The organism is Ancylobacter rudongensis, assembly GCF_900100155.1.
GTDB classification, from domain to species: domain Bacteria; phylum Pseudomonadota; class Alphaproteobacteria; order Rhizobiales; family Xanthobacteraceae; genus Ancylobacter; species Ancylobacter rudongensis.
On sequence record NZ_FMTP01000004.1, the window covers coordinates 434,669 to 461,623 of the forward strand.

General features: G+C 69.1%; 22 protein-coding genes. 9 read left to right on the top strand and 13 right to left on the bottom strand.

Features of this window, described 5'->3' with window-relative positions; genetic code table 11:
* The first annotated feature begins 135 nt into the window (after window positions 1–135).
* Complete coding sequence (locus tag BLO63_RS13295; RefSeq protein ID WP_162841811.1) at window positions 136–834, top strand: phosphatidylserine decarboxylase; 699 nt, start codon at window positions 136–138, stop codon at window positions 832–834.
* A gap of 23 nt (window positions 835–857) precedes the next feature.
* Window positions 858–1,739 (top strand): CDP-diacylglycerol--serine O-phosphatidyltransferase, encoded by an 882-nt coding sequence (gene pssA, locus BLO63_RS13300; protein WP_091441344.1) that lies wholly within the window; start codon window positions 858–860, stop codon window positions 1,737–1,739.
* A gap of 43 nt (window positions 1,740–1,782) precedes the next feature.
* Here pssA and BLO63_RS13305 read toward each other — a convergent pair whose 3' ends face one another.
* Both BLO63_RS13305 and BLO63_RS13310 read right to left on the bottom strand, forming a co-directional pair.
* Window positions 1,783–2,019 (bottom strand): transferase, encoded by a 237-nt coding sequence (locus BLO63_RS13305; protein WP_091441346.1) that lies wholly within the window; start codon window positions 2,017–2,019, stop codon window positions 1,783–1,785.
* 312 nt (window positions 2,020–2,331) lie between these two features.
* Window positions 2,332–2,925 carry a protease inhibitor Inh/omp19 family protein gene (locus BLO63_RS13310; RefSeq protein ID WP_091441349.1) on the bottom strand — a complete coding sequence of 198 codons (594 nt, stop codon included), beginning with the start codon at window positions 2,923–2,925 and terminating at the stop codon, window positions 2,332–2,334.
* 317 nt (window positions 2,926–3,242) lie between these two features.
* On the opposite strand from BLO63_RS13310, the gene BLO63_RS13315 reads away from it, so the two are divergent.
* Window positions 3,243–4,013, top strand: a complete 771-nt coding sequence (locus tag BLO63_RS13315; RefSeq protein WP_091441351.1) for an SDR family NAD(P)-dependent oxidoreductase — start codon at window positions 3,243–3,245, stop codon at window positions 4,011–4,013.
* Between the two features lie 59 nt (window positions 4,014–4,072).
* Here the strand turns inward: BLO63_RS13315 and chrA are convergent, their stop codons facing one another.
* Entirely contained in the window at window positions 4,073–5,287 is a 1,215-nt protein-coding gene (chrA, locus tag BLO63_RS13320; RefSeq protein ID WP_205409325.1) for a chromate efflux transporter, read from the bottom strand.
* A gap of 70 nt (window positions 5,288–5,357) precedes the next feature.
* Window positions 5,358–6,224, bottom strand: coding sequence for a LysR substrate-binding domain-containing protein (locus tag BLO63_RS13325; RefSeq protein ID WP_091441357.1), 867 nt, complete (start codon window positions 6,222–6,224; stop codon window positions 5,358–5,360).
* Between the two features lie 238 nt (window positions 6,225–6,462).
* Here BLO63_RS13325 and BLO63_RS13330 point away from each other — a divergent pair, with 238 nt between their 5' ends.
* From BLO63_RS13330 to BLO63_RS13340, 3 genes are all read left to right on the top strand, one after another.
* A complete protein-coding gene (locus tag BLO63_RS13330; protein ID WP_091441360.1) occupies window positions 6,463–7,470 on the top strand; it encodes a DMT family transporter in 1,008 nt (335 codons plus the stop codon).
* A gap of 103 nt (window positions 7,471–7,573) precedes the next feature.
* Window positions 7,574–7,912, top strand: coding sequence for a rhodanese-like domain-containing protein (locus BLO63_RS13335; protein ID WP_091441363.1), 339 nt, complete (start codon window positions 7,574–7,576; stop codon window positions 7,910–7,912).
* The gene (locus tag BLO63_RS13340) at window positions 7,912–9,078 is read left to right on the top strand and encodes a hypothetical protein (protein WP_091441366.1); all 1,167 of its coding nucleotides are present in this window, start codon (window positions 7,912–7,914) and stop codon (window positions 9,076–9,078) included. The genes BLO63_RS13335 and BLO63_RS13340 overlap by 1 nt, the downstream gene beginning before the upstream one ends.
* 20 nt (window positions 9,079–9,098) lie before the next feature.
* Here the strand turns inward: BLO63_RS13340 and BLO63_RS13345 are convergent, their stop codons facing one another.
* Window positions 9,099–10,478: a transaminase gene (locus BLO63_RS13345; protein WP_091441368.1), complete on the bottom strand. Its 1,380-nt coding sequence runs from the start codon at window positions 10,476–10,478 to the stop codon at window positions 9,099–9,101.
* Between the two features lie 68 nt (window positions 10,479–10,546).
* Complete coding sequence (locus BLO63_RS13350) at window positions 10,547–11,926, bottom strand: aspartate aminotransferase family protein (protein WP_091441370.1); 1,380 nt, start codon at window positions 11,924–11,926, stop codon at window positions 10,547–10,549.
* A 244-nt stretch (window positions 11,927–12,170) separates the two neighbouring features.
* Between BLO63_RS13350 and BLO63_RS13355 the strand changes: the two genes are divergently transcribed.
* Both BLO63_RS13355 and BLO63_RS13360 read left to right on the top strand, forming a co-directional pair.
* Window positions 12,171–13,580 (top strand): glutamine synthetase family protein, encoded by a 1,410-nt coding sequence (locus tag BLO63_RS13355; protein ID WP_244517863.1) that lies wholly within the window; start codon window positions 12,171–12,173, stop codon window positions 13,578–13,580.
* A gap of 115 nt (window positions 13,581–13,695) precedes the next feature.
* On the top strand, window positions 13,696–14,805 hold the full coding sequence (locus BLO63_RS13360) for a polyamine ABC transporter substrate-binding protein (RefSeq protein ID WP_091441376.1): 1,110 nt from the start codon (window positions 13,696–13,698) through the stop codon (window positions 14,803–14,805).
* 372 nt (window positions 14,806–15,177) lie between these two features.
* Here BLO63_RS13360 and BLO63_RS13365 read toward each other — a convergent pair whose 3' ends face one another.
* The 7 genes from BLO63_RS13365 to BLO63_RS13395 form a co-directional block, all read right to left on the bottom strand.
* Entirely contained in the window at window positions 15,178–16,083 is a 906-nt protein-coding gene (locus tag BLO63_RS13365; RefSeq protein WP_091441378.1) for a lipid A biosynthesis lauroyl acyltransferase, read from the bottom strand.
* Between the two features lie 26 nt (window positions 16,084–16,109).
* On the bottom strand, window positions 16,110–17,132 hold the full coding sequence (locus BLO63_RS13370; protein WP_091441380.1) for a zinc-binding dehydrogenase: 1,023 nt from the start codon (window positions 17,130–17,132) through the stop codon (window positions 16,110–16,112).
* Between the two features lie 111 nt (window positions 17,133–17,243).
* A complete protein-coding gene (locus BLO63_RS13375; RefSeq protein ID WP_091441382.1) occupies window positions 17,244–18,023 on the bottom strand; it encodes an SDR family NAD(P)-dependent oxidoreductase in 780 nt (259 codons plus the stop codon).
* Window positions 17,993–19,273, bottom strand: coding sequence for a beta-ketoacyl-ACP synthase (locus BLO63_RS13380; protein WP_091441385.1), 1,281 nt, complete (start codon window positions 19,271–19,273; stop codon window positions 17,993–17,995). The genes BLO63_RS13375 and BLO63_RS13380 overlap by 31 nt, the downstream gene beginning before the upstream one ends.
* 40 nt (window positions 19,274–19,313) lie before the next feature.
* Window positions 19,314–20,498 (bottom strand): beta-ketoacyl-ACP synthase, encoded by a 1,185-nt coding sequence (locus BLO63_RS13385; protein WP_091441387.1) that lies wholly within the window; start codon window positions 20,496–20,498, stop codon window positions 19,314–19,316.
* Complete coding sequence (locus BLO63_RS13390; RefSeq protein WP_091441389.1) at window positions 20,491–20,997, bottom strand: 3-hydroxyacyl-ACP dehydratase FabZ family protein; 507 nt, start codon at window positions 20,995–20,997, stop codon at window positions 20,491–20,493. The genes BLO63_RS13385 and BLO63_RS13390 overlap by 8 nt, the downstream gene beginning before the upstream one ends.
* Window positions 20,998–21,032: 35 nt before the next feature.
* Window positions 21,033–21,314, bottom strand: coding sequence for an acyl carrier protein (locus BLO63_RS13395; protein ID WP_018390121.1), 282 nt, complete (start codon window positions 21,312–21,314; stop codon window positions 21,033–21,035).
* Between the two features lie 278 nt (window positions 21,315–21,592).
* On the opposite strand from BLO63_RS13395, the gene BLO63_RS13400 reads away from it, so the two are divergent.
* Window positions 21,593–26,920, top strand: a complete 5,328-nt coding sequence (locus BLO63_RS13400; RefSeq protein WP_091441392.1) for an alpha-2-macroglobulin family protein — start codon at window positions 21,593–21,595, stop codon at window positions 26,918–26,920.
* Window positions 26,921–26,955: the final 35 nt, after the last annotated feature.

A 26,955-nucleotide genomic window follows, 5' to 3' on the forward strand; every position in this document is an offset into this window, starting at 1 on the left:
CGATTGAGGGCGCGCGGGCGACCTCTGCGGAACCATGTCGCGCATCCGGCATTTGACGGGCGGGCCGGCGCGCCCTACCTCTCGGCGCAAGGACCCGGCGCGTGACCCATGGGCACCGGGCAGAAAGGCCAGTTGATGTCCGTCCTCGATTCCGTCCGCAGTGGCCTCGCCCCCATTCACCGCGAGGGCTACCCGTTCGTCCTGATCGGCGCTGGCGTGTCGGCGCTGTTTTTGTGGCTGTTTGCGCCGCTGGGCTGGATCTGCGTGCTGATCACGCTGTGGATCTGCTATTTCTTCCGCGATCCCGAGCGGGTGACGCCGGTGCGCGAGGGGCTCGTCGTCTCCCCCGCCGATGGCCGCGTCTGCCTGGTCGGGCCGGCAGTGCCGCCGGCCGAGCTTGGCCTCGGCGACATGCCGCTGCCGCGCGTGTGCATCTTCATGAATGTGTTCGACGTGCATGTGAACCGGGCGCCGCTGGCGGGCCGGATCACCCGCATCGCCTATCGCCCCGGCAAGTTCCTCAACGCCGATCTCGACAAGGCGAGCGAGGACAATGAGCGCAGCGGCATGGTGCTCGACACCGCCATCGGCGCGGTCGGCGTGGTGCAGATCGCCGGGCTGGTGGCGCGGCGCATCGTCAGCTTCGTGCGCGAGGGCGACCTGCTGGCGCCGGGCGAGCGCTTCGGGCTGATCCGCTTCGGCTCGCGGGTCGATGTCTACCTGCCGCTCGGCACCCGCCCGGCGGTGGCCGAGGGCCAGCGCGCCATTGCCGGCGAAACCGTTCTGGCGGATCGCGCCGCCATCGGCACCGAGCCGACCTTCCGCATCGATTGAGTTTTCCAACCCGCGAGCGTGCGATGGCCGACCTGTTTCCTCCCTTCGAGCCCGATGCGCCGGAGCCGCCGCGCCGGCGCTTCCAGGCGGTGCCGTTCCGGCTGCTGCTGCCGAACCTGGTGACGCTGCTGGCGCTGTGCGCCGGCCTCACCGGCATCCGCATGGCGATCGAGGGGCGGCTGGAACTGGCGCTTGGCGCCATCGTGCTGGCGGCGGTGCTGGACGGTCTCGACGGCCGGCTGGCGCGCATGCTGCACGGCACTTCGCGCTTCGGCGCCGAGCTGGACAGCCTGTCCGACTTCGTCTGCTTCGGCGTCGCGCCGGGGCTGGTGCTCTATATGTGGGGCCTGGAGACGCTCGGCTCGGTCGGCTGGATCGCGGCGCTGGCCTTCGCCATCTGTGCCGCGCTGCGCCTCGCCCGCTTCAACGTGATGCTGGAAGACCCCAACAAGCCGCCCTTCGCCGGGGATTTCTTCACCGGCGTTCCCGCCCCGGCCGGGGCGATCTGCGTGCTGCTGCCGGTCTATCTCGAATTGGTCGGCCTGCCGCGCCTTGTCGCCTCGCCGGCGGTGGCGGCGTTCTATTGCCTGGCCATCGCGCTGCTCATGGTCTCGAAGCTGCCGGCCTTCTCGGGCAAGCGGCTGGGCGCCCGCATCCCGCGCGACAAGGTGATGCCGCTCTTCATCTGCGTGGTGCTGTTCGTGGCGGTGCTGGTGACATGGCCGTGGGCGGTGCTCTCCGTCATCTGCGTCGCCTATCTCGCGGCGCTGCCCTTCTCGGTGATGCGCTACAACCAGCTGTCGCGGGCCTATGAGGTGCGGCACGCCCATGCCCACGCCGCCGCGCATCACCCCGCGCCGGTAGAGGGCGGCGCGCAGGACGAACGGGCCGGTCCGCTGAATTAAGGGCCGGCGCCGCGACGGTAGCTCGAAAAATGGAGACGCCCGCTCAGCGGGCGCGGGCCTTCATCGCCTCGACCCGCGCGGCCAGCGGCGCGGCGGGAAAGGCCTGCCGCAAAAGCCGCAGCGCCTCGGCGTCCGAGCCGGGGCGGGCAAGATCAAGGTGCTGGGACATCAGCTGCGCCACTGTGGCGGGCTCGCGCCTGATATAGGCGATGCGAGTGTCAGCCTCGCGCAGCGGGCCTGGCGCCGGAATCGTCACTGTCACGCTCGCAGACTGCAGCATCACAACATCTCCCGATCGCCATCTCGAATCAATCGGCTTTCCTCATGGATAAAATGAGGGCCCTGAGCGCCAAACGCACGAAATAAATTTCTGTTCCCGTTCTTGTGAACGCGCCTGTGGCCAAGTTCTCACAGTGTTACCGTGGTCGCCATACGAGACACTACGAAGACGAGACGACGATAGTCGCGCGTCGCCGCGAGATTTCTCACATCGAACGGTATTCGTCGGAGGGCAAAGCGAAGGGGCTGGCGGGCGTCAACATTCCCGCCGCGCCGGAATGACCGGATGGGTCCGGTCAATTCCGCAGGCGGATCAGCTGCGAGTGAGCGTCACCTTGGCGCCGTCGCCGGTGGCGACCCCGTCATATTGGCCAGCGCCGGCGGGTTGCAGCCGGGCCGTGACCTTGCCGACATGGTTCTGAAGGACGATTTCGTTGCCCCACACGTCCCAGCCCTTGGTCATGAAGATATCGTTCGGGCAGTCGACGTCGGCGGTGGCGGCGAAGCCGGACATGCCGCGATCGGTCGACAGCGTGACCTTGCAGCTCTTCTGGCCCTCGTCCCAGGCATAGTTCCAGGTGCCGGCGAGCTGGGTGCGGGCGGCGCCCGGTTCGGCATAGGCGACGCCGCCCGGCGCGGTGGCCGGCGGCGGGGCGAGCGCGACCTGCGAGGCGGCGCTCGGCGAGGTCGGCGTGACCGCGGCGGCGGCGGTGGCAGCCGAAGCGCCATAAGTGGTCGGGGTTGGCGCCGCAACGGGCGAGCTTTCCACCGAGCCCGAGGGGGCCGGGGTGATCTGGCTGGTTTCAACCGGGCTCGCTGCCTTGTCGCCGAACCCGTCGAGCACGGTGCTGCAGCCGCCCAGAAGCAGGGCGGTTGCGGACGTGATGACGACGGCGGTGCACTTCATCGGCGCTGTACTCCTCGCCCGGCAAAACCCGCCGGACGTCTCCTGCAATCCTAAACGGTGCGGCGCCGCTTTCGGCATTCGCACTATCCCTGCTACCCGCCCTGTTTCCCCGGGGAAGATGGCATCAGCGTGACCCCCAACGCCCAATGGCGTCGCCACGCCTTCCCCACGGCCACATTTGGCGTGCTTATGCTCAATGAAAGCTTAACGCCGGCCGTCGGTCGCGCAACAGGGGCGTGTCGCGGGCCATCCCGCATCCCCCGTTCAGTTTTGCCGCAAACTGTTCTATGTGCGTTGCAGCGAAAAGGAGCTGCGCCATGTACCAGATGCTGGATCCCGCCACCCTGCGTGTCCTTGTCACCGGAGCCACCTCCGGTATCGGCGCCGCCACCGCCCGGCGCTTCGCGCTGGCGGGCGCTCATGTCGTCGGCACCGGCCGCCGCGCCGACCGCCTGATCGCGCTTCGCGACGAGCTCGGCAGCCATTTCCATCCGCTCGAAGTGGATGTGCGCGACAATGACGCGCTGGTGGCGGCGCTGGCCGGCGTGCCGGAGGCCTTCGCCCCGTTCAACGTGGTGTTCGCCAATGCCGGCCTGGCGCTCGGCCTGGAGCCGGCCCAGGCGGCCAGCCTCAAGGATTGGGATGACATGGTCGAGACCAATATCAAGGGGCTGCTCTACACTATCCGCGCGACGCTGCCGGCCATGGTGGAGGCCAAGGAAGGACATGTGCTTTTCACCGGCTCGGTGGCCGGCGACTACCCCTATCCCGGCGGCAACACCTATGGCGCCACCAAGGCCTTCGTGAAGCAGTTCGCACTGAACCTGATTGCCGATGTCGCCGGCACCGGCGTGCGCGTGACCAATATCGAGCCGGGCATGGTGGAGACCGAGTTCTCGCTCGTGCGTTTCCATGGCGATGCCGCCAAGTCGGAGAACGTTTATGCCGGCACCGAGGCGATGACGGCCGAGGATATCGCCGAGCAGGTGTTCTTCGCCTCCACCCTGCCGCGGCGCGTCAACATCAACCGCATCCAGGCCTTCGCCACCTGCCAGAGCTTCTCGCCGTTCAAGGTCTCGCGCGGCTGAGGGATACGGGCGGGGCACGTCTTTAGAGAAGAATGGCGCCGCCGAGGGCGGCGCAAGTCCTAGAGAACAATAGCGCCGCCGAGGGCGGCGCCCCCGACCACCGCCCAGGCCGGCACCCGCCACAGCGCCAGCGCAAGGTAGGCGAGCAGGGCCAGCGCGAAGGCGCGGTGTGAGGTGAGGCTCGACGTGATCACCGGGTCCCACAGCGCCGCGCCGAGCAGGCCGACCACGGCGGCATTCACCCCGGCGAGGCCGTCGCGCACCCGCCGGTTCGCCGCCAGCCGGGTCCAGAAGCGCAGCGCCGCATAGACCAGCAGCGCCGAGGGCAGGAACGCCGCCACCAGCGCCAGCAGACCGCCTGCCACGCCATTGGGCGGCAGCGGCATCATGGCGCCGACATAGGCGGCGAAGCTGAACAGCGGCCCCGGCACCGCCTGCGCCGCGCCATAGCCGGCGAGGAAGACCTCGCGGGTCAGCCCGCCGGGCTTGACCAGTTCCGCCTCGATCAGCGGCAGCACCACATGGCCACCGCCGAACACCAGCGCCCCAGCGCGGTAGAGCGTGTCGAACAAGGCGACGCCGGCATTGCCGCTGGCCTGCGCCAGCAGCGGCAGGCCGGCGAGCAGCAGCACGAACAGCGAGAAGGCGATCAGCGACGCTGTCCGCCCCGGCAGGTAATGGCCAGAAGGCTCGCGCACCGCCGTGCCGTCGAGCCGGATGAAGGCAAGGCCGACGAGCGCGCCGCCGGCAATGACGCCGATCTGGCCGAGGGCCCCCGGCAGCAGGGCCGCCGCCGCTGCCGCGACAAGGGCGAGGCTGCGGCGCGGGCGGTCCGGGCACAGCGTCTTGGCCATGCCGAGCACCGCATCGGCAACGATGGCGGCGGCGGCCACTTTCAGGCCGTTGAGCCAGCCCCCGCCCATGCCGGCGGCGTCGGCATGCCTCACCCCATAGGCGAAGGCGAGCATGAGCAGCGCCGAGGGCAGGGTGAAGCCCAGCCACGCCGCTGCCATGCCCAGCGGCCCGGCGCGCATGAGCCCCACCGCCATGCCGACCTGGCTGGAGGCCGGGCCGGGCAGGAACTGGCAGAGCGCGACGAGGCTGGCATAGCTCTCCTCGCTCAGCCATCGACGCCGCTTCACCAGATCCTCGCGGAAGAAGCCGAGATGCGCCACCGGACCGCCGAACGAGGTGAGGCCGAGACGCAGAAAGGCGAGGAACACCTCGACCGGGGTTCCTTTGTCCGTGCGGGCAGGGGCGGGTGCGTCTTTCATGGCGCAGCGTTACCGCAGGGCGGCATGCGCTGCATGTGAAATTTAGATGACGCGCGGGGTGCCCGGAGCGTCAGGCGGCTTCCACGACTGGCATGGCGAGCGCCGCGCGCAGCATGTCGGCAAGGCGGCGGGCGGCGGAGGAGGCGGCGGGGGCGAGGAACAACGCGACCTCGATATCCGGCAGCGGCGGCAGCCCTTCGGCCGGGCCGAGGCGGCGCCAGTCCGGCGGTGCGGCGCATTCGGGCAAAGCGGTGATGCACAGCCCGGTCTCGATCGCCGCATGGATGCCGCCCTGCGAGGAGGAGGTGCAGGCGACGCGCCAGCTCAGCCCCGCCTTGTCGAGGCTGGAGGCGATGTGCGGGCGGGCGCGGCAGCCGGTGGGAAACAGCGCCAGCGGCAGCGGCGAATTGCGCTCCGGCCGATAGCCGCGCGCCGCCAGCCAGAGCAGTTTTTCGCGCTTGATGAGTTCGCCGGTCGGCCGGGCGCTGTCGCGGGTCAGCAGTGCGACGTCGATATGGCCGCGATCGACCTCCGGCTCGATATGCTTGGAGAGGTCGGCGCGGATGGAAATCTCGACGCGCGGATAGGCGGCGGCGAAGCGGGCGATGGTGGGGGTGAAATAGGCGTCGACATAGTCGTCGGGCATGCCCACGCGCACGCTGCCCTCCGGCGTGCCGCCCTTAAGGTCGGCCAGCGCCTCGCTCTCATAGGCCAGCAGCCGGCGGGCATGGGCGACGAGCCGCTCCCCGGTCTCGGTGAGCGAAATGCCGCGCCGCGAGCGCTCCAGCAACCGCACGCCGAGATTGTCTTCAAGCTGGGCAATACGGGCCGAAACCGCCGACTGGGTGCGCCCGACGCGCTCGGCCGCCGCCGTGAACCCGCCCGTGTCGACGATGGCGATCAGCATGCCAAGCGATTCGGTGTCGAGATGTCGCATCGCGCCCTCCGGTCCGCCGGATGAGGATTTGTCGCGCCCTGGCGAGCGCGCCGACTTTCATATCAGAAACGATGATGGAATGACAAAATAAACTCGCTTTCGCGATTTCAAATGGCGCGGTAGACAGGCTGGCCTAGGTAAGGCTGCCGATCTCAGCCCGCGCTGGCGCCGGTCTCTGCGCTGGCCGCAGCCTAGCCTCCTTCGTTTTCAGACTTTCCAGCACCTGTCGAGTTCGGCAATGTCTCCGCCCCCTGCCGCCGTGATCGAACCTTCGCTCGGGGTTCTCCCCGACGCCGCCCCGTCTGTGATCCGCGACACGCAGCTGCGGCGCCAGGCCTTCCTGGCGGTGATCATGGCGGCGATGTGCATCGGCTTCTCGGCGCCGCTGGTGCGCCTTGCCGATGCCGGCCCGGCCGCTATCGGCTTCTGGCGCCTGTTCTTTGCCCTCGGCCCCGCCATGGTCTGGGCCTATGCCGAGCATCGCGCCCTGGTCCGCCACGCTCGCCGCGCCGGCGTTACCGCTTTGCGCCCTTCGCTGCGGCAGGTGCTGCTGGCGATGCTGGCCGGCCTGTTCTTCGGTGCCGACCTGATCGTGTTCCACAAGGGACTGGCGCTGACCAGCACCGCGAATGCGCTGCTGCTCGGCAATCTCGCCGTGGTGTTCGTGTTCGTGTTCGGCTGGCTGATCCTGCGCGAGCGGCCGACGCGGGGGCTGCTGATCGCGCTCGTGCTGGCACTGACCGGCACGCTCATCATCATCGGGTCGAGTGCCCTGGGTGGGGGGCAGGCGGGCAGCCGACCGGTAAGCGTCACGGGCGATGTGCTGTGCGTCGGCGCCGCGCTGGCCTATGCCTCGTACATGCTCGCGACGCGCGCGGTGCGCCGGGCCGGGCGCGGCGATGCGGTGCCGCTGGGTGGCGGCATGGTTTCGCTGGTCGCCAGCGCCACCGGGGCCTTGGTCTGCCTCGGCTGGGCGGTGGCGAGCGGGGAAACGCTGATCCCGCAATCGCTGCAGGGGCTGCTGGCGGTGATCGGGCTCGGCCTGATCGCCCACGCCACTGGCCAGGGGCTGGCGACCTTCGCGCTCGGCCGGCTGCCGGCGGGGGTCATCTCGGTCGTGCTGCTGCTGCAGATCGTCGTCGGCACAACGCTCGCGGCCCTTCTTTTCGGCGAGTTCCCCTCGCTGGTCGTTCTGCTCGGTGGGCTTCTGGTGGTCGCGGGCGTCACCACCGCACGACCGAACTGAGCGGAAACGGGCTCTGCGGACCTGACGCGGCGGGGCTCGCGAGGCATACTTGCGCGACAGGGCCGGCGGGACTACCTCGTTCAGGCACTCAAGGAGCCTCACAATGCAGCCCAATCCGTTCGGTGGCGTGATCGAGAATCTGACGGTCGAGGAGGTCAGGGCCGGCCTCGAAGACGGCACCATCCTTCTTGTCGATGTGCGCGAGCCGAACGAACTGGCCGCCGAGCGCATTCCCGGCGCGGTCGACTTTCCGCTCTCCACCTTCGATGCCGCCGCCCTGCCGGATCCCGGCGACAAGAAGCTGGTGTTTTCCTGCCGCTCGGGCCAGCGCTCGCAGAAGGCGGCCGCCGCCGCGCAGGCCGCCGGCTTCGACCTTCACCGCCACATGGCGGGTGGCATTCTGGCCTGGAAGGACGCCGGCTTCGACACGAAGCAGGGCTGATGGCAAGGGCGCGCGGTTCTCGTCTTTTCCGTAACTTCCGCGACAGGCTGGCCCGCAGGCGCGGCCAGACGCTGGCCGGGCGCGAGCCGGTGCCGCGCGCGCGGCGCCTTGTGCTCCATGTCGGGGGCCCGAAATGCGGAAGCTCGGCGATACAGGCGGCGCTCGCCGCCAATAATGAGCGGCTGGCCGCCCGCGGCGTTCTGGTCGCCTCCGACGCGATGGATGCGGCTCAGATCATCACCTATGGTCAGGTCGGCTATTTCCGGGAGATGGGCGACCGGCCGACCCGCGTCGAGGAGCTGACGCACCGCTTCAAGGCGCTGGCCGTGGCGATGGACGATCGCGCCGCCGATATGCTGATTCTCAGCGCCGAGAACCTGCTCCTGCAGCCCGGCGCGGCCGCCATGGTGATCCCGGCAGCCCGCGCGGCGGGGTTCCTCCCCGAAGTGTTCGCCTATGTCCGCCGCCGGGACGACTTCCTGATCGCGGCGTGGCAGCAATGGGGCGTCAAGACTCATGCCTCTCCCGAGGAGTTCTGGAAGGACTTCGACTTTTCCGGATGGCTGCCGGCCTTGACGTCGTGGGAGGAGCAGGTGGGACTGCAGAGCCTCAAGGTCTTTCCCTATCGTCGGGATTTTTTCCCCGACGGCGACGTGACAGTCCACTTCATGCAGGTCATCGGGCTGCATTCTCCCGAGATGGCGCGCCCGGCCCCGGCCAATCCCAGCTGCAACGAGCATCTGACCGATCTGCTCAACCGCGTGCGCGACCTGTTTTCGGGGGGGCACGACAATGACGTGCTCGACAAGCTGGCGCAGATCATCGGGCCGGCTGCCTTCAAAGCCGGTTCGGGCTCCTATTTCCTGCCCCTTGAGCAGCGCCGTGCCGTGCTGGAGCAGGCCCGCGCGGATGATGAGGCGGTGAAGGCGCGCTACGTGCCGCAGCTTGGAGCCGCGCCGCTGTTTCCGCCATTGCGGCCGGAACAGGTGGTGGAATGCTCCGACATCGAGAAGCTCCGGGCCGAGAATGCGCTGCTGCTGCGCGCGATCTATTCGCTCAACCTGCGCGTTTCCCAGATCGAGACCGCGACGCCTGCCGCGCCGTCCTGGCGACGCCTCCTGCCGAAACGCCGGAGCGGGGTCCGAGCGGTTCAGCCTGATCGGTGAGGCCGCCCTCCGGCCCCGCTCTAGCCGACCAGCCGCTCGACCACGTTGCGCGTGGCGGCAACAAGATTGTCGACCTGCGCCTGCGACGTCGCCGGGGAGGCGAGCATCATGTCGTGGAAGGGCGAGATCAGCACCCCCCGCACCAGCAAGGCGAGATGCGTCGTGGCCTCCAGCGCCGGATAGTGCGCGGCCTTGGCCTGCCGCCCGTCGGTGAGCGGGAAGGGCGCCCGCACCACTTCCACCCGCGCGCCGCAGCGGGCGACGTGCCAGGGCAGGCGGGCCTCGCTCAGCACCTGCGCCAGCCCCGCCTCCATCCGGTCGGCGAGGCGGTTCATCTGCGCATAGGCGGCCTCGGTGGCGACCTCTTCGAGATTGGCGCGCAGGGCGGCCAGCTGCAGCGGGCTGCCTGAGAGCGTCGTGCCCATGCCGGAATGGCCGTCGGGCCGGTTGATGCGGGCGGTGCGGAAGCGCTCGGCCACGTCCTCGGTCATGCCCCAGACAGCGGCGGGAATGCCGCCGGCGACCGCCTTGCCGGCGACAAACATGTCCGGCTCCAGCCCATGGGTGCGGGTATAGCCGCCCGGGCCGGTGGAGAGGGTGTGGGTCTCGTCGATCAGCAGCAGCGTGCCGTGGCGCCGGGTGATCTCGCGCAACCCCTCATGGAAGCCGGGCTGGGGCAGCACCATGGCGCAGTTGGTCATCACAGGTTCGGCGATGACGCAGGCCACGGTGCGGTCCGCCAGCGCCGCCTCCAGCGCATCGAGATCGTTGAACGGCACGACGCGGGTGAGCGTGGCGAGGTCGCGCGGCTCGCCCATCAAGGCGGGACGGTTGCCGACGCGCCCGTCCGGCCCGATCTCGACGAAGGTCTCGTCCACCGCGCCGTGATAGGCACCATCGAAGACGAGGATGCGCGGGCGCCCGGTGGCGGCGCGGGCGGCGCGCAGGGCGAAGCGGTTGGCGTCGGTGGCGGTGGTGGCGATCTGCCAATAGGGCAGGCCGAAGCGGGCGGCGAGCAGATCGCCGACAAGGGCGGCGTCCGGGCTCGGCAGCATGGTGGCGAGGCCGGCCGTTGCCTGCCGCGCCAGCGCCTGCGCCACCGGGGCCGGCCCATGGCCGAACAGCGAGGCGGTGTCGCCAAGGCAGAAATCGTCATAGGCATGGCCGTCCACATCGACCAGCCGGGCGCCGCTGGCCTGCGCGATGACGAGCGGCACCGGGGTCGACCAGTCGACCATCCAGTGCATCGGCACGCCGTCGAGCAGATGGGCGGCGGCCTCGGCGGCGGCGCGCGTCTTCGGCCGGGTGCCGAGATAGAGCGCTTCCGCCTCCGCCCGCAGCGCGGCGGTGCGGGCCGGGCTGACGCCCGGTCCATCCGGAATGGAGGTCACGGCATTCATATCCGGGCTCGCGCGTGTTGTGCCTGCGCGCTCATATAAGCACGTTTCCGCGACGGGTGGGGGTGCTGCTAGCGCACCCAGCCCCAGCGCTTGAGCTCGGCGAAGGTCTCGTCCAACGTCTTGCGCACGCGGGCAACCAGCTCGTCGCATTCCTCATGCGAGATGATGAGCGGCGGGGCGATGATCAGCCGGTCGCGCACGGCGCGCATGACGAGGTTGTTCTTGAACGAGAAGTCCCGCGCCAGCGTGCCGGCCTTGCCGACATCGGGGAATTTGGTGCGGCCGGCCTTGTCAGGCGTCAGCTCCAGCGCGCCGAGGAGGCCCGTCATCGGCGCCTCGCCCACCAGCGGGTGCTCGGCCAGCGCGCTCCAGCGGGCCTTGAGATAGGGGCCGACATCATTGGCGACGCGGCCCACCAGATCCTCGCGCTGCATGATGGCGAGATTGGCCAGCGCGGCGGCGCAGGCGGCGGGATGGCCGGAATAGGTGTAGCCATGGTTGAAGTCGCCGCCTTCATGCAGCACTTCGGCCACGCGGTCGGCCACCATCACCCCGCCGAGCGGCATGTAGCCTGAGGTGATGCCCTTGGCCATGACAAGAATGTCCGGCTCTGTGCCGAAGGTCTCGCAGCCGAACCAGTTGCCGGTGCGCCCGAAGCCGCAGATCACTTCGTCGGAAACGAACAGAATGTCGCGCTCGCGGCAGATGCGGGCGACTTCAGGCCAGTAGCTGGCGGGCGGGATGATGACGCCGCCGGCGCCCTGGATCGGCTCGGCGATGAAGGCGGCGATGCGGTCCTCGCCCATGGCGTCGATGGTGGCTTCCAGCGCCCGGGCGGTACGCAGGCCGAATTCCTCCGGTGTCTCGCCCTGGCGCGCCTCGCCCCAGAAATAGGGCTGGGCGATGTGCAGGATGTCGGGAATGACCGCGCTCTGGCCGTGCATCGGCGCCATGCCGCCCAGGCTGCCGGCGGCGACGGTGGAGCCGTGATAGGCGTTGCGGCGCGAGATGATGATCTTCTTCTCCGGCTTCTCCTTGATCTGGAAGAAGCGGCGGACCAGCTTGATCACCGTGTCGTTGGATTCTGAGCCGGAGCCGGTGAAGAACACCTTGTTGAACTGCGGCGGGGTCAGCTCGGCGAGCTTGGCCGACAGCTCGATGGCCGGGCGGTGCGTGGTCTTGAAGAAGGTGTTGTAATAGGGCAGTTCGCGCAGCTGCGCCGCCACCGCCTCGACGATCTCCTCGCGGCCATAGCCGACATTCACGCACCACAGGCCGGACATGCCGTCGAGAATGCGGTTGCCGTCCGAATCGGTCAGCCAGACGCCTTCCGCCTTGACCACGATGCGTGAGCCCTCTTCGTTCAGCGTCTTCATGTCGCTGAACGGGTGGAGGTGATGGGCCGCATCGAGTGCACGCAGCTCGGCCGTGGATCTGGGCAGGGTCATCTGTCGCTTCCTATCCCGTTACGTCCTCCCGGCGGGGCGCAGCACGACGCGCCGGCCGGAGGGCGGAAAACCTGCCGGCACAATGTGATCACATTTTGCGTGCGTCAAGTCGTCCGGCGTGGCAGAACTGCCGCCGCACGGCATCGGGACGCCGGCAGCTTCCGGCCCCACCACGGGCGGGCGGCTTGACCGATACCCCCGCACCGTGCGCAGATTTGATGTATCGACGTTTACCAGGTGGATCATGCCATTGCCCGAAGCCGTGGAAGACGCCACGGCCGCTGCGCGCGAAACCGTTCCGCAGATCGACGAATTCGGCGCCTATGTCGCCGCCAACGGCGCGCCCGAGATCGTCGAGGTTCTGCTGCCCGACACGCATGGCGTGCTGCGCGGCAAATGGATTCCCGGCGGGGCGGGGGGCAAGATCTGGGGCGATGGCGTCGCCATCCCGCTCTCCATCTTCGGCCTCGACATCTGGGGCCGCGAGGTCGAGGAAACCGGCATCCATATCGAGACCGGCGACCGCGACGGCATCTGCCGCCCGGTGGCGGGTACGCTGAAGCCGGTGCCGTGGTCGCCACGCCCGGCGGCGCAGGTGATGCTCTCCATGTATGAGCCGGACGGGCGGGGCTTTGAGCGGCCGTGGGATCTCGACCCGCGCCACAAGCTGGAGGCGCAGGTAAAGCGCCTCGCCGCGCTAGGGCTCACCCCGTGCGTCGCCTTCGAGCTGGAATTCTACCTGATGAAGCCGGCGCCGGGGCCCAACGGCGTGCCCGAGCCGGTGTTTCCCGCCTCGGTCGGCGGGCCGGCGCGGCAGAACATGTATTCCATGTCCGACCTCGACGCCTATGCCGGCCTGCTGCACGATGTGCGCGAGGCCGCCCGCATCCAGGGCCTGCCGGCCGATACGGTGATCTCGGAAGCCGCGCCCGGCCAGTATGAGGTGAACCTCTATCACCGCCGCGACCCGATGGCGGCGGCGGACGACGCCATCCTGCTGCGCCGGCTGATCGACGGAGTGGCCCGCAAGCATGGCGTGCGCGCCAGCTTCATGGCCAAGCCCTTTCTCGACTTCGCCGGCTCGGGGATGCATGTGCATGTGAGCCTGACGGATGGCGAGGGCCACAACGCCTTCGGCGCCGGCGAGGCGGGCGAGCGCCTGCTGCGCCAGTGCGCGGCGGGGCTGCTCGACACCATGGCGGACACCGCCGTGCTCTATGTGCCGAGCTATAACGGCTTCCGCCGCCTGGTTCCCGGCAGCTATGCCCCCACCAGTATCTCCTGGGGCTATGACAACCGCGCGGTAGCGGTGCGGGTGCCGAACGGGCCGCCCAAAGCGCGCCGGCTGGAGCACCGCATCGCCGGCGCCGACGCCCATCCCCATCTCGTGCTGGCCGCGATCCTCGCCGGCATGCTGGAGGGCATCGAGCGGGCGCTGGAGCCGCCGCCGCCGCTGACCGGCAATGCCTATGAGCAGGAGGCGCCGCACCTGTCCTACGACATGGGCGAGGCGATCCGTGCCTTCGGCCGCTCCGACTTCGTGGCGCGGGCCTTCGGCGCGGAATATCAGCGCGTCTTCGCCATCATGAAGGAGGCGGAGCTCACGGCCTTCGAACGGCGGATCAACCCGCTGGAGTACGAGACCTATTTGTGAGCCCCGCCGGATTTGTGAGCACGGTGATGGCTTGAGCAGAGGCGGCCGACGCTCTAGCCTTCACCTGACGTGGTTTGCGTTCGACCCAAGAAACCCATTTCCCGAGGAGAATAGGATGTCTCGCCTCCTGACGACCATCGCGGCAGGCCTTTTGACCGCGCTGGCGATTGCGCCGGCCTCGGCACAGGACAAGGTCGTGAACGTCTACAACTGGTCCGACTATATCGACGAGTCGGTACTGGAGGCGTTCACCAAGGAAACCGGCATCAAGGTCCGGTATGACGTCTTCGATTCCAACGAGGTGCTGGAGACCAAGCTCCTCGGCGGCAAGACCGGCTATGACGTGGTGGTGCCGACGGGTTCGTTCCTGCAGCGCCAGATCCAGGCCGGGGTGTTCCTGAAGCTCGACAAGGCCAAGCTGCCGAACCTGCAGTATCAGTGGCCGCTGATCTCCGAGCGTCTCGCCGTCTATGATCCCGGCAACGAATACGCCGTTAACTACATGTGGGGCACCACCGGCATCGGCATGAATGTCGACAAGGTGAAAGAGCGTCTCGGCGACATCCCGCTCAACAGCTGGGACATCATGTTCAAGCCGGAAATCCTCGGCAAGCTGAAGGATTGCGGCGTCTATATGCTGGACGGCCCGGAAGAGGTGATCCCGACCGCGCTGCGCTATCTCGGCAAGGATCCGAACTCCAAGGACCCGAAGGACATCGAAGCCGCCGGCAAGCTGCTGGCGCCGATCCGCCCCTTCATCCGCAAGTTCGACAGCTCGGGCTATATCAACGCGCTGGCCGGCGGCGACATTTGCATCGCGCTTGGCTGGTCGGGCGACGTGTTCCAGGCCAAGGCCCGCGCCGAGGAAGCCGCCGAGAAGACCGGCAAGCCGCCGATCAACATCGAGTACGTCATTCCGAAGGAAGGCGCGCTGATGTGGTTCGACAACTTCGCCATCCCGAAGGATGCCCCGCATCCCGACGAGGCGCTGGCCTTCATCAACTACATGATGAAGCCCGAAGTGGCGGCGAAGAATTCCGACTACATCTCCTACGCCAACGGCAACCTGGAATCGCAGAAGTTCATCGACAAGGCGATCCTCGACAACCCGGCGATCTACCCGGACAAGGAGACGCAGGACAAGCTGTTCACCGTCACCACCTATCCGCAGAAGGTGCAGCGCGTCGTCACCCGCACCTGGAGCGACTTCAAGCGCGGCAAGTGAGCCTCACGTGAACAACGTTTTCACTTGATGCGAAAGGCCGGGCCCAGCGCCCGGCCTTTTTGTTTGAGGCGAGGACACACGACCCGCCGTTTTCTCATTCGTCCGCGATGACCGTCATCCTGAGGTGCGCGAAGCGCCTCGAAGGATGCTCATCGGGCACACAGTTCCTGCGTGCTTCGAGGCCGGGCAAGAGTCCGGCACCTCAGCACGACGGAGGAAGGCGCGGGGAAGTCGTCATCCCGGCCGTGCGCAGCGAGAGCCGGGATCGTGGCCCCGGCTCCCTCGGTTGGCAAGGCGCAGGCGATCCCGGATCGACCTTCGGTCGTCCGGGATGACATCGCAGGAGTATGGTCTCCCGGCGTCTGCGCCCGCCTACATCCGCCAGCGCTTGTAGAACCAGGTCCACTGCTCGGGATATTCGCGCACCCAGCCTTCCACCACCGAGGTGATCATCTGCATGGCGCCGTCGACGTCGATCTTGCCCTTGGCATCGCGCGGCAGGTCGAGGGCGGGGGTGCACTGGATGCGGAAGCGGCCTTCCGGCAGGCGGATGACGCGGACGCCATGCACCGGGCATTCATAGAGCCGGGCAAGGCGGGCGATGGTGGGGTTGGCCGAGCAGGGCTGGCCGAAGAACTGGACGGTGGGGCCGCCGCGACGGGCCTGATCGACCAGAATGCCGAGATGCTTGCCCTGGTCGAGCACGGCGGCAAGCTCGAACACCGCGACATGCGAGGCGGCGACGAGATTGCCCATCACCCGGCTGCGGGCCTCGAACAGCAGGTCGGCGAAGAAGGAATTGTCGGGCGCGCGGAACAGCACCGCGCTGTCCAGCCCCTGCGCGGCGGCGGCGATGGCCGGCAGCTCCCAGTTCGCCAGATGCGCAGTGAAGACGAGGGCCGGCTTGCCGTCGATCCGCATGGCGACGAAATTGGAGACGCCCGTGGTCTCGATCCGGCTCTTGGCCGGCTCCCACATATTGTACTGCCAGATGCGGTCGAGATGGACGAACTCGCCGCCCATGCGGCCGAGATTGTCCCACATGCCGATGGCGATCGCCTCGCGCTCGGCCTCGGTCTTCTCGGGGTAGGCGAGGCGCAGATTCTTCAGCGCGGTGCGGTGGATCGAGGTGTGCGGGCCGATCTTGCGCGCCCAGAAGCCGCCGGCCCAGGAGGCGAAGCGCGGCGGCTGCAGGCGCATCGCCCCCGCCAGCGCCCACACGCCCGCCGAGAGGGCGGCGTCGCGCAGACGGGTGGTCCAGGGACGGGGGGAGGCCATCGTCGCTAAGCTCGAACCTCGCGCCGTCAGAAGGTGATGACGACCTTGCCGAACACGCGGCGCGTTTCCAGCCGCTCCAGACCGGCGCCGAACTGCTCCAGCGGGAATTCGGAATCGATCACCGGCCGCACGCCGCGCTCCATGCGCTTGAGACCATCGGCGATGGCGCGGATCGGCGCGCCGAACGAGCCGATGATGCGGTACTGGCGCTGGAACAGCTGCATCAGGTTCATGTTGACCGACACGCCCGAGGTCGAGCCGCAGGTGACGAGGCGGGCGCCCGGCTTCATCGACAGCAGCGAGCCGTTCCAGGTCTCGGCGCCGACATGTTCGAACACCACGTCGACCCCCTTCTTCTTGGTGATCTTGCGCACCTCGTGCTCGAAGCGGTCGGTCTTGTAGTTGATGACGTGATCGGCGCCGAGGGCCTTGGCCTTGGCGCATTTCTCGTCGTCGCCCGCCGTGGTGATGACGGTGCAGCCGATTTCCTTGGCCATGCGGATCGCCACCGTGCCGATGCCGGAACCAGCGGCGTGGACCAGAATCGTCTCGCCGGGCTCAAGCTTGGCATTGTCGAACAGCATGTGCTCGACAGTGGAGAAGGTGACGGGCGCGGTGGCGGCGTCGGTCCAGGAGATGCCGTCCGGGATCGGCACGCACAGGCGTTCCTTGATGTTGAGCTGGTCGCGGGCGAAGCCGTCGACATGGAAGCCCATGACGCCAGCGACCTCCTCGCAGAGATTGTCGCGGCCCTGCCGGCACGTCTTGCACTGGCCGCAGGTGAGCGCGCCATACATGGCGACCTTCGAGCCCGGCTTGAAGCGGGTGACGCCCTCGCCGATGGCGGTGACCTCGCCCACCGCCTCGGCGCCCACCACCAGCGGCATCTTGCGCTTCGCGAAGGCCATGCCGCGCCAGCCCCAGACGTCGATGTGGTTGAGCGCCAGCGCCTTGACGCTGACCTGCACCTCGCCCGGTTCCGGCGCGCCGGGGGTGGGCAGGTCGGTAAGGATCAGTTCGCGGTCGGAGACCAGCTGAAGCGCGCGCATGAACAACTCCGGGCAGGCGGCGGCGGCACATCTCGTCCCGTCGCCCGGGTGTCTACGGGCAAGGGGCGGGCAGGGATGCCGTCCGCGCAAGGACGAGGGTGGATAGCGAAATCAGCGCTGTATGGCTAGTGCGGCAGTAAGCCCGCCATCCACCGGCAGGGTGGCGCCGGTGACATAGGCGGCACCGGGCGACAGCAGGAAGGCGACCACCGCCGCCACATCCTCCGGCGCGGCGAAGCGGCCGGCGGGGATCTGCTTCTCCACATTGGCGCGGTAGGCGGCATAGGGCGCCAGCATCGCGGTATCGACAAAGCCGGGGGCGACGACGTTGACCGTCACCCCGCGCCGGGCGCTCTCAATGGCCAGCGTGCGGCAATAGCCCGCCAGCGCCGCCTTGGAGCCGGCATAGATGGCATTGCCGGCATTGGCGACATCGGCCGCGATCGAACCGATGGCGACGATCCGTCCGGCCCGCGCCCGCGTCATCGGCCGCACCAGCGCGCCGACCAGCCTCACGAAGGACCAGTAATTCACCTGCATCAGCTGCTCGGCGCGGTGCTGGTCGACCAGCGCGGCCAGCGTGTCGTAGCTCATGCCGGCATTGTGGATGAAGCCGAAATAGGTCGGCTCCTCGGCGAGGACGGCGGCGAACGCCTCCACCGCGCCCTTGTCGGCGAGATCGAGGGCGCGCGCCTCGACGCGGGCGTCCGGCTTCTCCGCCTCGATCGCGGCGATCAGCGCCTGCGCCTCGGCCTCCGCCGTGCGGACGGTGAAGACGACCTCGAAATCCGCCAGAGCCAAGGCGCGCACGATGGCGGCGCCGACGCCGCGCCCGCCGCCAGTGACGAGGACGCGCCGGCTCACGCCGGCTCGTCCGTCAGGATCAGGCACACATTCTGCCCGCCAAAGCCGAAGGAGTTCGACATCACCCGCGTCACCGTCGCATCGCGCGCCACATTCGGCACCACGTCGAGCGGGATGGCCGGGTCGGGCATCTCGTAGTTGATTGTCGGCGGAATGCGGCCATTGGCGATGGTCATCAGCGAGATCACCGCCTCGATGGCGCCGGCGGCGGTGAGCGTGTGGCCGATCATCGACTTGTTGGACGAGATCGGAATGCCGGTCAGCCGCTCGCCGAAGACGGCGCTCATCCCGGTGAACTCCATCCGGTCGTTCTCGGGCGTGGAGGTGCCGTGGGCGTTGATGTAGTCGATGGCATCCGGCTCGACGCCGGCATCGGCCAGCGCCCGGCGCATGCAGCCGATGACCGGCTTGGCGTCCGGCGAGGAGCGGGTGCGATGGAAGCTGTCGGCCATCTCACCGACGCCCTCGACCACGCCGAGGATCTTCGCGCCGCGCGCCAGCGCGTGCTCCAGGCTCTCCAGCACCAGCGCGCCGGCGCCTTCGGCGATGATGAAGCCGTCGCGATTCTTGGCGAAGGGGCGCGAGGCGGCTTCCGGAACGTCGTTATTGGTCGACAGCGCCGAGAGCAGCGAGAAGCGGATCAGCGCCTCCGCCGTCACCGAGCCGTCGGTGGCAATGGACAGAGCCGCCTCGCAATCGCCGCGCCGGATCGCCTCGACGCCGAGCTGGATCGAGGTGTTGCCGGACGCGCAGGCGGTGGACAGCGAGATCGGCTGGCCGCGCGTGCCGAAGCGGTCCGCCAGATGGTCGGCGATCGAGCCGTAGAGGAAACGCTCGTGCCAGGCGTCGTGGCCATTGGCCTCGGCGGCGCGCAGCAGGTCGTCATAGGTGACGGCGGCGTTGGGCGCGGCTTCCTGGGCCAGGATGCGGCGCTGCGGCCATTCCAGCTCGATCGGCGGCACGGCGCAGAACAGCGGGCCCGGGAAGGCGCCCTTGGTGCCGATGCCGGATTCGGCGATCGCCTCGTCCGCCGCCAGCGTCGCCAGCTCCTCGGAGAGATCGGGCGCGGTGCTCTTGCTCTTGGGCAGATAATCGACCGTGCCGGCAATGGTGGTCCGCATCCCGTCGATGGGGAAGCGGGTGATGCGATGGATCCCGGACATGCCGGAAGTCAGCTTCGCCCAATTGTCCTGTTTGCCCTGCCCCAGCGAGGTGACGAGCCCCATGCCGGTAACGACGACGATCGGCCGGCCGGCCTTGTCGGTATAGGAAGCCATGATCTGCTCCTCGGAAGCGGCGTGCTTCCGCGTGGTGGGGTCAGTCGGCGCGCTCGACCAGCGCGACGCCTTCCCCACGCCAATGCCCCACTGCGGTAACGATGGCACGGGAAAGCGGGCCATCGAAAGGCTTTTCCAGCGTCTCGCCGGTGAGCGGCGCGAACAACTTGCCTTCGGCGACGCTGAGCGCGGCCAGCGCCAGCGCCACCGGCATCTGCGCTTCCAGCCCATGGCCGACACGGTCGGTCACGGAGCGCACCGGCAGGCCGGAGCGGGCGAGGACGGCGGCTTCCGCCTGCGTCGGCTCGGGCGCGCCGGAAGCGGCGGAGAACACGGCGGTCTGGTCGCCCTTGTCGGCGCCGGCGGTCGTCAGAAGCTGTTCCAGCACCGCCTCGACGGCGCCGGGCTCGTTGCGCCGGGCGCGCTCGGACCAGACGCCGGAGAGTTTGGCGATCGGCTTGGCGCCGCGCGCCGTGGCGTGCTCCGGCGATTCGAGCACGAGGAAGGCGCCGGCCGAGCCGGTCGGCACGCCCTTCGGCTCCGCCAGAACAGGCGCCCAGGGGGCGTGCATGGCGAGGCGCTTGAGGGCGAAGAGCAGCAGCATGTCGCGCCGCTCGGCATTGTAGGCGCCGCCCACCAGGGCGATCTCGCTGGTGCCGGCGGCAATGCGCGACCAGCCGATGCGGACCGCGTCGGTGCCCGAGCTTTCCTCGCCCATGAAGGTGCGGGAGGAGCCGGTGACGCCGTGGACGATGGAGATGTTGCCGGCGAGTAGATTGGACAGCTGGGCCAGGAACAGCGTCGGGCGCAGGTTCGACTGAAGCTGCTCGTTGAGGAATACTTCGGGGTTCGGCTGGTTCTCGATCTCGGTCAGGATGGCGCCATCGACCGACTGGTCGCGCTCGCCGCCGCCGGCCGCCACCACCATGTCGGTGGTGCCGAGAATGTCCTTGTCGCCCTTGATGCCGGCCGAATCCAGTGCGAGCCCGGCGGCATAGGTGCCGATGCGCTGCCAGGGCTCCATCTGCCGCTGGTCGCCCTTCTTGGGGATCTGCGCGTCGAAGCTGATCGGGGCCAGCGGGTGGACGACATAGGGGGCGAAGCCCGTCTCGTCGACCACCGGGGCGGTGCCCGAGGAAAGCGCCAGCCGATGGGCTTCCGGGCCTTCACCGAGCGAGGAAACGAGCCCGATGCCGGTGATCCAGACGTCGCGACGATTAGACATGCGTGAGATTTCCTGCGCGTTCCGCCGTGCCGATCACGGCGTCACCCATCGGCATGCCGATGCGTTCGGCGGTGGAGAGCAGATAGCCGCGCAGCTCCGGGGCCGGGAAGGGCATGGTCTTGAGCGTCACGTCGGCATTGCAGACGAGCTTGCCCTCGACCCGGCCCTCGGCCTTCAGCCGGGCATAGCCCGAGCCGTCATGTTCCAGGCGCGCGAAGACGTCGATCACCTGGCCCGGGACCACGAAGGTCCGCAGCTTTCCCTTGTCGACCGAGGCGAGAAACGCCATGCGGTCGTAATTGTGCAGCCGCAGCAGCAGCATGCCGCAGCTCTGCGCCATGATCTCGAACAGCAGCACGCCCGGCAGCAGCGGATGACCCGGGAAGTGGCCTTCAAAGATCGGGCTCTCGCACGGGACGGTGTTGGCGGTCCGCAAGGTGCGAGCTTCAAGGTCGAGCTCGACCACCTTGTCGATCATCTGGAAATATTCGAGGCGCATCACCTGTCCCGCTTGTACGACGTCCTTCCGCCGGATCAGGCGGACTTGGCAGCAATCAGCTCGTCGATGCGCGCGCAGAGATTCTTGAGGACGAAGTACTGCTCGGTCGTCGCCTTGCCTTCATTGACTTCCTGCGTCCAGCTCTCAAGCGGCAGCTTGATGCCGAACGCCTTGTCGATGGCGAAGGCGATGTCGAGGAAGTCCAGGCTGTCGATGCCGAGATCGTCGATGGCGTGGCTTTCCGGCGTGATGTTCTCGCGCGGAATGTCGCACGTCTCGGCAATGATGTTGGCAACGGTCTCGAACGTGGTCGACATGAAAGGCCTCTGGTCTCGGCAGCCGCGTCCGGCCACGGTTGAATGGGTTCGCCCGGCGCTCCCGCGTCGCAGGCCCCCGAATGGATGTCGGCCCGTATACCTAAGCGCGGACGGCGATTCAATGGCGGCGGCGCGGCAATCCTCGGCAGTGTGACATCCGTGCCGTCGCCACGGCCCGGCGGGTATGTCGCCGCCGCCTGGGCAACGTCATGGCACCGTGGCCTATTTCGTCCTATCGTCCGGTCCCAAAGCAGGCGGTCAGTCTCGGAGCAGGTGCCATGATCCCGTTTACCTCGGCCTTTTCCTGGCTCGGACACGGGGTCGCCGTGTCGGTACTGGCTCTGTCGCTGGTCGGCTCGGCGGCGGCGCAGGCGCCCAAGCCTGCCGCGACCAAGCCCGCGGCGGCCGCGCCTGCCAAGCCCGCAGCGACGCCGACGGCCAAGCCGGCCCCGGACGCCCTGCCGAAGACCTACGCGCCGCAGGAGCTGGTGGAAGCCGCCCGCCGACTGCAGGCGCTGCTGCAACGCGAGCGCGGGCCGCTGCCCAAGCCGGCCGCCCAGTTGCGCAAGGACGCCGATGCCGCGCTTGCCGCCGGTGACGCCCGCACCGCCGCCGGCCTCTATGGACAATTGGCGCAGGCGAGCCCCGGCGATGCCGGCCTCTGGCAGCGCTTCTCGCGGGCGCTCTCGCGGATCAAGCCGAACGACAATGAGAGCGCCGACACCTTCCTGGAGCGGGCGCAGGCGGCAGCCTTCCTCGCCTATCGCGCGGCGACGACGCGGGCGGCGCAGGCCGAGGCGCTGTTCGCCATCGGCCATCTCTACGACCAGCGTTCGCTGTGGCGCCCGGCGCTCGACACGTTCACCACCGCGCTCACCTATGCCGACGTGCCCGAGCAGCGCGCCTTCTACGACAAGCTGCGCGAGGAGCGCGGTTTCCGCATTCTCGACTACAGCGTCGATTCGGACGCCTCCAATCCCCGCATCTGCGTGCAGTTCTCCGAACCGCTGGTGAAGGGTGGCAAGGATTATTCCGCCTATGTGACGCTGAGGGGCCCCAGCGGGCTCGTCGACAAGCCGGCGGTTACGGCGGAAGGGAGCCAGCTCTGCGTCGAGGGGCTGAAGCACGGCGACACGTATGACGTGACGCTGCGGGCCGGCCTGCCGTCTTCCATCGCCGCCGAGCCGCTCGCCGCAACCTCCGAACTCACCATCTATGTGCGTGATCGCAAGCCGAGCGTGCGCTTCACGGGGCGGAACTACGTGCTGCCGCGCACCGGCCCGCGCGGCATTCCGGTGGTCTCGGTCAACACTGCGCGCGTGGCGGTCGACCTCTACCGCATCGGCGACCGCAGCCTGATTCCCACCGCCCTCGACGGCGAGTTCCGCCGCGACCTCGGCGGCTATGACCTGCAGCAGCTGAAGGACGGCAAGGCCGAACTCATCTTCACCGGCGAGCTGGAAACGGCGTCGCCGCTGAACGAGGACGTGACCACCTCCTTCCCCGTCGACGAGGCGGTGAAGACGCTGGCGCCGGGCGTCTATGTGCTGGCGGCCCGGCCGGGCGGCGATGCCGCCGACCCGAATGACGAATGGAGCTCGCGCGCCACCCAGTGGTTCGTCGTCTCCGATCTCGGCCTCACCGCGCTGTCGGGCAGCAAGGGCCTGACGGTCATGGTGCGTGCGCTTGGCAGCGCGCAGCCGATGGAAGGGGTGGAACTGCGCCTGCTCGCCAAGTCCAACGACGTGCTCGCCACCATGCGGACGGATGCCAGCGGCAGCGCCGCCTTCGATGCCGGGCTGATGCGCGGCACGGAAGGCTTCGCGCCAGCTGTCATCGTCGCGCAGGCGAAGGAGGGCGACTATGCCTTCCTCTCGCTGGACGATCAGGCCTTCGACCTCACCGATCGCGGCGTCGGCGGACGCGCGGCGCCCGAGCGCTACGACGCCTTCGTCACCACCGAGCGCGGCGTCTATCGCTCCGGCGAGGAAGTGCACGTCACCGCCCTGCTTCGCAGCCCGCAGGTGAGCGCGGCGGCGGGCGTGCCGCTGACGGTGATGTTCAAGCGGCCGGACGGCGTCGAGGAGCGCCGCGTTCTGGTCGACGATCAGGGGGCGGGTGGGCGCACGCTCACCTATCCGCTGATGGGCGACGCGATGACCGGCACCTGGCGCGTCGAGGCCTATGTCGACCCGCGCGGCGCGCCTGTTGGGTCCACCACCTTCCTGCTGGAAGACTATGTGCCCGAGCGCCTGGCGCTCGACCTCTCCACCACCGCCACCTTCCTCGCCGCCAACACGCCGGTGACGGTGGCGGCGGATGGGCGCTGGCTGTTCGGCCCGCCGGCGGCGGGGCTCGACATTGAGGGCGAGATCGAGGTGCGGGTGGCCGATGCCCGTCCGGGCCTGCCGGGCTGGCGCTTCGGCCGCGCCGATGACGGCTTCACCCCGGTGCGCCAGCCGCTGGCCGACGCGCCGGTGACGGACGCGCAGGGCAAGGCAAGCCTGCCGGTGGCGCTGCCGGTGCTGCCCGCGACCGCCCGCCCGCTGGAAGCGGAGATCTTTGTCGCGCTGAATGAAGGCGGCGGGCGGGCGGTGCGCCGCTCGCTGGTGCTGCCGGTGCGCGCCGCCGGCGACGGCATCGGCGTCAAGCCGCTGTTCGACAAGGCGGGGCCCGGCGAGAACGCCAATGCCGGCTTCGAGGTGCAGGGCTTCGATGCCGCTGGCCAGCCGGTGGCGCTGAAGGGCGCGCAATGGGCGCTTTACCGCATCGAGACCCGCTATCAATGGTACCGCCTCGGCGGCAGCTGGGATTTCGAGCCGGTCGAATCGGTCGCCAAGGTGGCCGACGGCAGGCTCGACCTGACCGCCGGTGCGCCGTCGCGGCTCAGCGTTCCCGTCGCCTGGGGCCGCTACCGGCTGGAAGTCACCGACGGCACGCGCGCGACCGCCGTCGCCTTCGATGCCGGCTGGGGTGGCGGGGCCACCGCCGACGCGCCGGACCGGCTGGAGGTCGGGCTCGACAAGGCGCAATACTCCGCCGGCGACACGCTGAAGGTGAACCTCACCAGCCGCATGGCCGGTTCCGCCACCGTGCTGATCGTCGGCGACGGCGTGCTGGCAGCGAAGACGCTCGACGTGAAGGCCGGCGACACCTCGGTCGCCTTCACCGTCGCCCCGGAATGGGGACCGGGCGCCTATGCGCTGGCCTTCGTCCACCGGCCGCTTGATGTGGCGGCGAGCCGCAATCCCGGTCGTGCCATCGGCCTCGCCTGGTTCGGCGTCGACCGCGCCCAGCGCGTGCTGGCGGTAACGCTGGAGGCGCCCGATCTCGCCCGGCCGGAAACGACGCTTTCGGTGCCGGTGCAGGTGACGGGGGGCGGGCAGAACGAGGCCTATGTGACGCTCGCTCTGGTCGATGTCGGCATTCTCAACCTCACCGGCTTCAAGGCGCCCGACCCCGATGGCTTCTATCTCAGCCAGCGGGCGCTGGGGACTGAGGTGCGCGATTTCTACGGCCAGCTGATCGACGGCATGCTCGGCAGCCGGGGTCGCCTTCGCTCCGGTGGCGATGCGATGGATATGGGCCTGCAGGCGGAGCCGCCGACGCAGCCGCCGCTCGCTCTGTTCTCCGGGCTGGTGAAGCTCGACGCGCAGGGCAGGGGCACCATCGACTTTGTCTTGCCGCCCTTCGACGGCACCGGCCGGCTGATGGCGGTGGCGTGGTCCGGCGCGGCGGTGGGCCATGCGCAGGCCGATGTAGTCATCCGCGATCCCGTGGTGATCACCGCCACCCTGCCGCGCTTCCTCGCATCCGGCGACCGCTCGACGCTCAACCTGTCGCTCGACAATGTCGATGGCGAGGCGGGTGACTACGCGCTGGAGATCGTCACCGACGGTCCGGTGAAGGTGGCCAGCGCGCCGAAGACGGTGCCGCTGGCCAAGGGCGCGCGCCAGTCCTTCGCCGCACAGGTGGACGGCACCGGCATTGGCGAGGCCAAGGTCTCGGTGCGGCTGTCGGGGCCGGGCGGGCTCGCTATCGTGCGCGACTATGCGTTGAATGTGCGCCCGGCCTATCCCGCCATCTCCCGCCGCAGCATCGACACGCTGGCGCCGGGGGCGGCGCTGACTCTGAGCGCGGATCTCGTCGCCGATCTCGTGCCGGGGCGCGGCGGGGTGAGCGTTTCCGCCGGGCTGGACCCGGCCTTCGACGTGCCGGCCCTGTTCGGCGCGCTCGACCGCTACCCCTTCGCCTGCTCCGAACAGCTGACCAGCCGGGCGCTGCCGCTGCTCTATCTCAGCGATTTCGGCCCGCCCCAGCGCTTCCGCCTGACCAAGGACCCGGCCGAGACCATCCGCACCGCCATCGCCCGGCTGATCGCCCGGCAGGGCTCGGATGGCTCCTTCGGCCTGTGGGAGGCGGGGGGCAATGATCTGTGGCTCGACGCCTATGTCTCCGACTTCCTCACCCGCGCCCGCGAGCGCGGCCACGCCGTGCCGGAACAGCCCTTCTCCATGGCGCTCGACCGGCTGCGCAATTCGCTCGCCTATGCCGGGGATGGCGCCACCAATGACGGCGCCGCCTACGCCATCTACGTTCTGGCCCGCAACGGGCGGGCGCCGCTGGGCGATCTGCGCTATGTCGCCGACGCCAAGCTCGACGAGGTGACGAGTGCGATGGCGCGCGGCCAGCTCGCCGCCTCGCTCGCCATGCTCGGCGACAAGGGGCGGGCGGAGAAGGTGTTCGGCGCGGCGCTGGAACTGCTGCCCGGCGCGGCCGAGATGGTGACGTCTGGCCGGCCGGACTTCGGCTCGCTGCTGCGTGACGCGGCCGGGGTGGCGACGCTCGCCTCCGAGGCCGGGTTCACCGGCACGGCCCGCACGGCCCGCCAGAGGGTGGCCACCGCCTTTGTCGATGCCGGCCCGACCTCGACCCAGGAGGACGCGTGGCTTCTTCTGGCCGCCCGGGCGCTGCGCGAGGGCAGGGGCATCGCTCTCGATATCGACGGCACCGCCCATACCGGCCTCTATGAGCGCACGCTGACGCCGCAGGAACTGGCCAAGCCGATCGTGCTGACCAATCGCGGCATCGCCCCGCTGGACGTTGTCGTTTCCATCGACGGTCCCCCGGTGGCGCCGGAGCCGGCTGCGGCGAACGGGTTCAGCCTGAGCCGCAGCTACTACACGCTGGCCGGCGTGCCGGCCGATCCCGCCAAGGTGACGCAGAACCAGCGCCTCGTCGTGGTGCTGGAGGCGCAGGAGGACGAGGCCGGGCCGAGCCATGTGCTGCTGGTCGATCATCTCCCCGCCGGCTTCGAGATCGACAATCCGAGCCTTGCCGTGGGCGCGGATGTCGGGGCGCTGGCCTGGCTGGGCGACACGACGCAGCCGGCGCATGCGGAATTCCGCGACGCCTTCTTCGCCGCCGCCTTCGACCGAACCCAGGGCTCGGAGGAGCCTGAACTGCTGCGCGTCGCCTATATCGTGCGCGCCGTCTCCCCCGGCCGCTACGCCCATCCTCCGGCGATCGTCGAGGACATGTACCGCCCCGGCCGCTTTGCCCGCACCAGCGCGGGACGGACCGAAGTGACGGGCCCGGCGCGATGAGGGAACTCGCGTGAGGCGGGGCCTGCAGCGCGGGT

Coding starts and splice junctions, on each gene's coding strand:
- BLO63_RS13355 (WP_244517863.1), top strand. CDS start 12,171: ATGCCATTGCCCGAAGCCGTGGAAGACGCCACGGCCGCTGCGCGCGAA.
- BLO63_RS13380 (WP_091441385.1), bottom strand. CDS start 19,273: ATGGCTTCCTATACCGACAAGGCCGGCCGGCCGATCGTCGTCGTTACC.
- BLO63_RS13385 (WP_091441387.1), bottom strand. CDS start 20,498: ATGTCTAATCGTCGCGACGTCTGGATCACCGGCATCGGGCTCGTTTCC.
- BLO63_RS13295 (WP_162841811.1), top strand. CDS start 136: ATGTCCGTCCTCGATTCCGTCCGCAGTGGCCTCGCCCCCATTCACCGC.
- BLO63_RS13305 (WP_091441346.1), bottom strand. CDS start 2,019: ATGCTGCAGTCTGCGAGCGTGACAGTGACGATTCCGGCGCCAGGCCCG.
- BLO63_RS13325 (WP_091441357.1), bottom strand. CDS start 6,224: ATGCGACATCTCGACACCGAATCGCTTGGCATGCTGATCGCCATCGTC.
- BLO63_RS13400 (WP_091441392.1), top strand. CDS start 21,593: ATGATCCCGTTTACCTCGGCCTTTTCCTGGCTCGGACACGGGGTCGCC.
- BLO63_RS13345 (WP_091441368.1), bottom strand. CDS start 10,478: ATGAATGCCGTGACCTCCATTCCGGATGGACCGGGCGTCAGCCCGGCC.
- BLO63_RS13340 (WP_091441366.1), top strand. CDS start 7,912: ATGGCAAGGGCGCGCGGTTCTCGTCTTTTCCGTAACTTCCGCGACAGG.
- BLO63_RS13310 (WP_091441349.1), bottom strand. CDS start 2,925: ATGAAGTGCACCGCCGTCGTCATCACGTCCGCAACCGCCCTGCTTCTG.
- BLO63_RS13360 (WP_091441376.1), top strand. CDS start 13,696: ATGTCTCGCCTCCTGACGACCATCGCGGCAGGCCTTTTGACCGCGCTG.
- chrA (WP_205409325.1), bottom strand. CDS start 5,287: ATGAAAGACGCACCCGCCCCTGCCCGCACGGACAAAGGAACCCCGGTC.
- BLO63_RS13335 (WP_091441363.1), top strand. CDS start 7,574: ATGCAGCCCAATCCGTTCGGTGGCGTGATCGAGAATCTGACGGTCGAG.
- BLO63_RS13395 (WP_018390121.1), bottom strand. CDS start 21,314: ATGTCGACCACGTTCGAGACCGTTGCCAACATCATTGCCGAGACGTGC.
- BLO63_RS13350 (WP_091441370.1), bottom strand. CDS start 11,926: ATGACCCTGCCCAGATCCACGGCCGAGCTGCGTGCACTCGATGCGGCC.
- BLO63_RS13390 (WP_091441389.1), bottom strand. CDS start 20,997: ATGCGCCTCGAATATTTCCAGATGATCGACAAGGTGGTCGAGCTCGAC.
- BLO63_RS13315 (WP_091441351.1), top strand. CDS start 3,243: ATGTACCAGATGCTGGATCCCGCCACCCTGCGTGTCCTTGTCACCGGA.
- BLO63_RS13330 (WP_091441360.1), top strand. CDS start 6,463: ATGTCTCCGCCCCCTGCCGCCGTGATCGAACCTTCGCTCGGGGTTCTC.
- BLO63_RS13365 (WP_091441378.1), bottom strand. CDS start 16,083: ATGGCCTCCCCCCGTCCCTGGACCACCCGTCTGCGCGACGCCGCCCTC.
- BLO63_RS13370 (WP_091441380.1), bottom strand. CDS start 17,132: ATGCGCGCGCTTCAGCTGGTCTCCGACCGCGAACTGATCCTTACCGAC.
- pssA (WP_091441344.1), top strand. CDS start 858: ATGGCCGACCTGTTTCCTCCCTTCGAGCCCGATGCGCCGGAGCCGCCG.